The sequence below is a fragment of the Gemmatimonas sp. genome, assembly GCF_036405635.1.
Classification (GTDB): domain Bacteria; phylum Gemmatimonadota; class Gemmatimonadetes; order Gemmatimonadales; family Gemmatimonadaceae; genus Gemmatimonas.
On the sequence record NZ_DASWXE010000114.1, the window covers coordinates 1 to 6,184 of the forward strand.

General features: G+C 66.5%; 3 protein-coding genes. 1 reads left to right on the plus strand and 2 read right to left on the minus strand.

All coding sequences use genetic code 11. The features are described from left to right. Both VGE27_RS10070 and VGE27_RS10075 read right to left on the minus strand, forming a co-directional pair. On the minus strand, window positions 1–2,748 hold a 2,748-nt coding region (locus VGE27_RS10070), incomplete at its 3' end, for a hypothetical protein (RefSeq protein WP_331049521.1). Further along, a complete protein-coding gene (locus VGE27_RS10075; protein WP_331049522.1) occupies window positions 2,745–4,679 on the minus strand; it encodes an N-acetylmuramoyl-L-alanine amidase in 1,935 nt (644 codons plus the stop codon). The genes VGE27_RS10070 and VGE27_RS10075, both read right to left, overlap by 4 nt. A 166-nt stretch (window positions 4,680–4,845) precedes the next feature. Between VGE27_RS10075 and VGE27_RS10080 the strand changes: the two genes are divergently transcribed. Next, window positions 4,846–6,051 (plus strand): PP2C family serine/threonine-protein phosphatase, encoded by a 1,206-nt coding sequence (locus tag VGE27_RS10080; RefSeq protein ID WP_331049523.1) that lies wholly within the window; start codon window positions 4,846–4,848, stop codon window positions 6,049–6,051. Window positions 6,052–6,184: the final 133 nt, after the last annotated feature.

A 6,184-nucleotide genomic window follows, 5' to 3' on the forward strand; every position in this document is an offset into this window, starting at 1 on the left:
CGCGCGATCGGTATACAGCGTGAACGGACTCGGCAGCCGACTGAACATCACGAGCGGCGCACGATACTCCACCGTGCCCCCCAACGCACGAATGCCACGCTGCACACCGGGCGCCACACCACGCACCGGGAAGGAGCGCGACGGATCGCCGAACATCACGCCCGGCATCAGCTCCGCGCTCACGCCGCTCACACCGCCCACGCTGAAGTCGGACCCGCTCTTGGTGTCGGCAATGCCCGCCGTGGTGCGCAAAGCGAGTGCATGCCGTGAATAACCCGGCAGGGGCAGCGGGATATAACCGCGCGCATTGAGCACGGTACGCCACGAGCCGGTTGCGCCCGGCGCATCCTCACGCCACCGGTACGTGGTGTTGTGGGCAACGGCAAAACCTTCTTCGAGCGACACCGCCCGTCCCGCCTGACGGGCCGTCGCGAAGCTGCCATTCACGAAGATCGACGGATAGCGCGTGCCCACACGCAACGCAGAATTGGCCGGCCCCAGCGCCGAATCGACATCGGCAAAAAACTGCCGCATCTCGTAGCGCACACCGAGTGTGGTGTTCATGGTGCGACGCACGCGCGGCACCGTCCACGTGCTGGCCACCGATGCAAAGCGACGACGACGCGAGACAAATCCCAGCGTGGCCCCGGTGGACGACACGTTGCGATAGGAGCCATCCCACTCCTGCGACACACTGGCCTCGAACAACGGCACGCCGAGCCCTGCGAAGCGGTACGAGAGATGCCCGTCGGTTTCACGATACTCCGGCTGCATCAGCGCGGATGCGCTCCATGCATGACGGCCCAGGATGTCCACGCTGCTGGTGCTCGCGCCGAGTGTCATGCGTCCATCGCGGCCTTCACCCACCTGCGGCAGCCAGTAGCGTGGCAGCAATTGTCGCCACGCGCGATAGGGCGAAGACGGCGCCGACACCAACTGCGCCGAATCGCGCACCGCAGGACGCGCCACGGGATTGGTGCGCGCATACCACTGCCCACGCGCCATCGGGCCCGCGGTGTCGAGCGGCGCGGTGACCACGTAGTTGCCATTGGACCCGAACAGCAGCGCCGCCACCTGACGGCCATCGGGTGACACACTGGGTTCATACACGCCCGTGCTCACCTGGCTGGCCTGTGTGATGTGCGCGCGTTCTTCGCGCCATTGCAGCGTGTCGATCACATCGGTGCGCAACGGGGCCGTTTCGATCTGCATGCGGCCGCTGCGATCACTACTCCACACCAGGCGGCGCCCATCGGGGGTGAACGACGGACTTTCGAACACACCACGCGCGCCGGTTACGGCCACCCGCAACGCACCGGTGGAATCGAGCACCACCACACGCTGCTCGCCGGTGGCCAGCAACTGCACGGCGGCAATGAATGCGCCATCAGGCGACCAGCGGGGTTCGGCCCAGCGCTCGCCGTCGTGTGGCGTGGTGAGTGCCGTCACGCGGCCATCGCGCGACACACGCACCACCTGACTGATATCGGCGCCCAGTTGCACAGCTACCACCGCGCCATCGCGGCGCACATCGGGCATGGTGAGACGCGCGCCATGCGTGATGCGGGTTTCATCACCCGTGACCCGATCACGGCGATACAAATCGCTGCGCGTGATGTACGGATCGCGCCGGTCGCGCTGCGCGAAGATCACGTCCCCGCCCTGCGCCACATTCACCACGTTCACATCGAGCGAATTGCGCCAGGCCACACGATCGGGCTCCGCGCCGCTGCGGGCGGGCGCGGTGTACATGCCCGTGACTTCACGGCCGTTGTTGGCGCTCCACACCAGCGAGTCCGCGGTGAGCCAGCGTGGCGCTGCGACGTACCACCCGTCGGTGCTGATGCGCGTCCATGCCGAATCGCCGGCCCGTGACGGCGCCGATCGGGCGACGGAGTCGCCGATGTCGCGGTACATCTCGTCGAACGACTTGCCAAACCCGATGCGCGACGCGCGCGAGAGCAGATACGGAATGGGATACGACGACGTGGCGTCGACGAACGCACGCATGCTGCCGGTGGGCTGTTCGGCCCCATGCCGCAGCAGCACGCTGCCATAGGCATACGCACCCTGTCCACGCGGGAAGCGGGTGGTGGCCAGACTCCACCGGTGCGGTGGTAGCCACGCGCTATCCAGCACTGCGGCGCGCACATACCCGGGAAACTCGGTGGCCTCGAGACGGCCACTGCCGGTGAGCGCACTTTCGTAGTGCACGGCCAACCCTTCTTTCACCCAACTGGGCAGGAAGGCATTGGGAAATAGCATGGGGTTACGCCCGAACACCCAGCGTCCCACACGCCACAGGCCGCGCGCCCGATCGATGTGAAAGATGTGCGCCAGTTCGTGCGTGATGACCAGCGTCAGCCACTCATCGTGAAAACGCAGCTCGCGCATGCCCACCGGGGGCACGGCGTAAATGGTCACCCGATTGGACGGGAACACCTGCGCGAGTCCATTGCTTTCATCGACGTTGTCGGTGAGCAACAGGTCGATGGTCCCCGACGGTGGCGCCAGCTCCTTCGCCAGCTGCGCGTATGCCCGCTCCGCGATCACCGCCGCCTGACGGGCCAGCGAATCGAGCGCCGTCTGGTAGTGCACCCGCAGGTGTGGCGTGACGATGGTGCGCACGGGACCACGTGGGTCGCTCTGCGCGGCGGCGCGTCGGTTCATCGTCATCAACAGCAGCCACACCCACATGCACAGCCACGTCACGCGGCGCACGTATGGCCACGTCTTCGGCCACTTCATCGACCGCCCTCGCCCAACCACTTGAGATAACGCTCCACGCCCGCCAGCAACCCTTCGGCATACTTGCGCTGGAAGCCTTCATCGCGCATGGCCGCTTCCTGCTCGGGCAGCATCAGAAACAACCCTTCCGCCAACGCACTCGGATACCAACTCGGCCGCGCCACAGCGAGGTTCTGGTAATGCACGCCCAGATCACGCAGCCCAAAGCGGCGCATCAGTTCTTCCTGTGTGAAACGGGCGAGCGGCTCACTGGTGTTGTTGAAGAACAGGGTGCTGGTGCCGTTGGCCAGAAACGGATTCACGCCGTCGGGGAGTGCGTTGAGATGAATGGAAATGAACAGATGCGCGTTGGCCCGCCGAGCAATCACACCACGATCGGTGAGCCCTACCGCGGCCAGACTGTTGCGCGTGCTGAACGCATTGGCGCCACGCGCCTTGAGCATCTCCACGAGCTTCATGCCCACGGGAAACACGGCATCCCCTTCATACAGACCCGTGGGACCCGTGGCACCCACGGGGGGATGCCCGGGGTCCACGGCGATGGTGATGCCCTTGAGCGGATTGTCGCGTTCGATCGTTGGCACACGGCGCACGCGGAGCACAAAGGCGCGGCGGGCATCGTCCCACAGGGCGAGCCATCCATACGCCGGCTGCGACAGGGTGAGCGTGATGCGCACCCGATCGTTGCTCACCTGATCCCACGCGATGCGACGAATGAGTGTGTCGTTGCCGAAGATGGGCGAGATCTCGGGATTGGCCTGCACGCCATACAGCGTGAGCGTGATGGTGTGCCCCTCGGCTTCCACCAGATGCGCCGGCCGATCTCCGGTGCCAATGGCCAGGTCCACCCATTCAGCCGACGGCGTGACACGCAGCCCACCCGTCACGCGACGTGGCAACGCCGCACCTTCGGGCAGCAACGCGAGATCGCCATTCTCGGCCCACACGTCGAGCGCGCCATCGAGGCGCAGTCGCGTGAACCCCTGCTGACGGCCGGTCACTTCGAGCACCGTACCGGGCAGCAGCAACCACTTGTAGGTGCCACCCACGATGGTGCGCGCGTTCACCACCCGATCGGTGTCACTGCCGATAGTGCTGGTGTTGCGCAGCTGCGCGAGCAGGCGCGAGGCAACTGGCAGCACGCGCACGAATGGCACGGCAAGCACCACACTGTCGCGCTCGCGTCCCGTTCCGCGCGAGACGGAGAGGCGTGCGGGGTGCGCGCTGTCACCGACCAATGCCGCGGCGATGTCGGTGGCAAAGATGGTGGATGCATCACCCGTATCGGGCAGCGCGGCGATGAGTGGTACGGCCGTGGCGGCACCGGTGCCCACGAGCAGCGGACGCACCACGCTGTCGCGGCCCATCACGGTCACCCGCGCATTGCGCGGGGCGCGGATACTCACGCGCACCATGTCATCGGCCCGCATCCACCAGCCGCGGGCGGGACTCAGTGAGGCCGTATCCACACGCAAGCGTCCACTTGCCGGCAGCGCGGTACGCGAGGGCATGCGGATGCGCAGAGTGTGCCGCACGGTGTCGGTGCCACGCACGGCCACGAGGTCGTAGCGTGCGGCGGTCGCAGCGGGCATGGGCAGCCAGGCCAGGAAAGCCCCATTGGGTGCGACGGTCACTGGCTGTCCATTCACCGTCAGCGATGCGTCACCCGACCCCACACTGCCGAGCAGGAAGTTGGAGTCGCGACTGGCAATGACCTGGTTTTCGCTGGGGTAGCGGACATTGATGGCCACCCGTGCGCCGCGGACCGCTGGCACAGCGGGCAGGCCACTGGTCACCGGGCTCATCGCGCGCGCGGCCACGGCCGGTGCCGGAGGTGCCGCAACGGGCGTCGGTGGTGCGCCACAGGCGGCCAGCAACAGGCCGGCCAGGGAGAGCGCCAGGGGCAATCGGAAAGGTGCGTAAATCCGCATCCCTCGAATCTGTGCCGATGTCGAAACGCGGGCCACGTTCCGAACGTCCTCCTCGTGAAACCCTGTTGAACCCTTCCGCCGGAGGCGACACCGGTGCAACCTCCGGCGTTCCCGTCCGTAGGGGAATTCATTCCCCGTCGCTCGTGCCGGCCCGATCCATGACGCTGTGACCGTTCCCGCCTCGAATTCCGACTCCCTGTCATCGCCCGACCATGGTCGCGTGATTGCGCGTGTTTTTGCGCTCTCCGATGTGGGACGCGCGCGGGATCACAACGAGGACACCTTTCTCGTAGCCGACCTCGAGGCCGGCGCGCCGCTCGATTTTTCGATCGGGTATCACGAGATCACGACGGACCCGCATGGGCTGCTGTTCCTCGTCGCCGATGGCATGGGTGGAGCCGCGTCGGGTGAGTTGGCCAGCAGCATGGCCGGTTCGGTGGTGCTGGACACACTGCGGGCCATCTGGACCCCGGCGTCGCCCTCCGTTGAGCACTTCACCGAATCGCTGCGCGACGCCACGGTAGGGGCCAACAGCCGCATTCACCAGCATGCGCGCGAAAACCCCGAGCATCGCGGCATGGGCACCACAGCCACGGTGGCCGGCCTGCTCGGCGACCATGTCTACATGGTGCAGGTGGGCGACAGCCGCGCGTATCTCGTGCGTGATGCGCAGGCGAAGCAGCTCACCAAGGACCAGTCGCTCATGCAGCGTCTGGTGGAAGCCGGTGAACTGACGCCCGAAGAAGCGGAAGTGAGCGACCGGCGCAACATCATCCTGCAGGCGTTGGGACCGGAAGCGCAGGTGACGGTGGACGTCACGTACCAGCAGCTCCGTCGCGGCGATGTGCTGGTGTTGTGCAGCGATGGCCTGTCAGGACTGGTGCGGGCTGAAGAGATCGCGGCGGCGGTGCACGACGAGCCCGATCTGCGGGTGATCTGCAAGACACTGATCGATCGTGCGAACCAGCGTGGTGGCCCGGACAACATCACGGTGATCGTGGCCCGCTTCGATGGCGACGGCCTGACCGATGTAGGCCCGAGTGATCGTTTCGGTTACAACGCGTTTTCCCTGGCCGGCACGCTCAATGATCACACGCGCGAAATGGCCATCACGCCGGTAAATGCGGCGCCCGCCATTCGCAGCGACCCGACACCGAAGTACGGCACACCGATCCCCGCGCTCACGGCCACTGATTCGCCGCCGATGACGCCTGCACCGCAGCCCATTGCCATTCCCGGTGGCCTGGTAGGTGGCACGAACCCCGAGCTCATTCAGGAACGCAAGCGCGCCGTGCAGCCGGTGTATGCCGTACTGGCGCTCGTCGCGGCGGCCGCGGTGGTGTGGACGGCGTGGCAGGTGCTGGGGCGCTGAGCTGCCGGTAGTTGCGGGTCGCGGGGGTGCGGGTTTGGGGGTGAACTGCAGAGTCACGGGTCTCGGGACCCGGGTCTCGTGTCCCGCAACCCGGTTGTTCACCCCTAAACACGCACCCCCGCGACCCGTTACC

What these genes read in the sequence shown, in the direction of transcription:
- VGE27_RS10075 (WP_331049522.1), bottom strand. Translation starts at nt 4,679, where the DNA reads ATGCGGATTTACGCACCTTTCCGATTGCCCCTGGCGCTCTCCCTGGCC.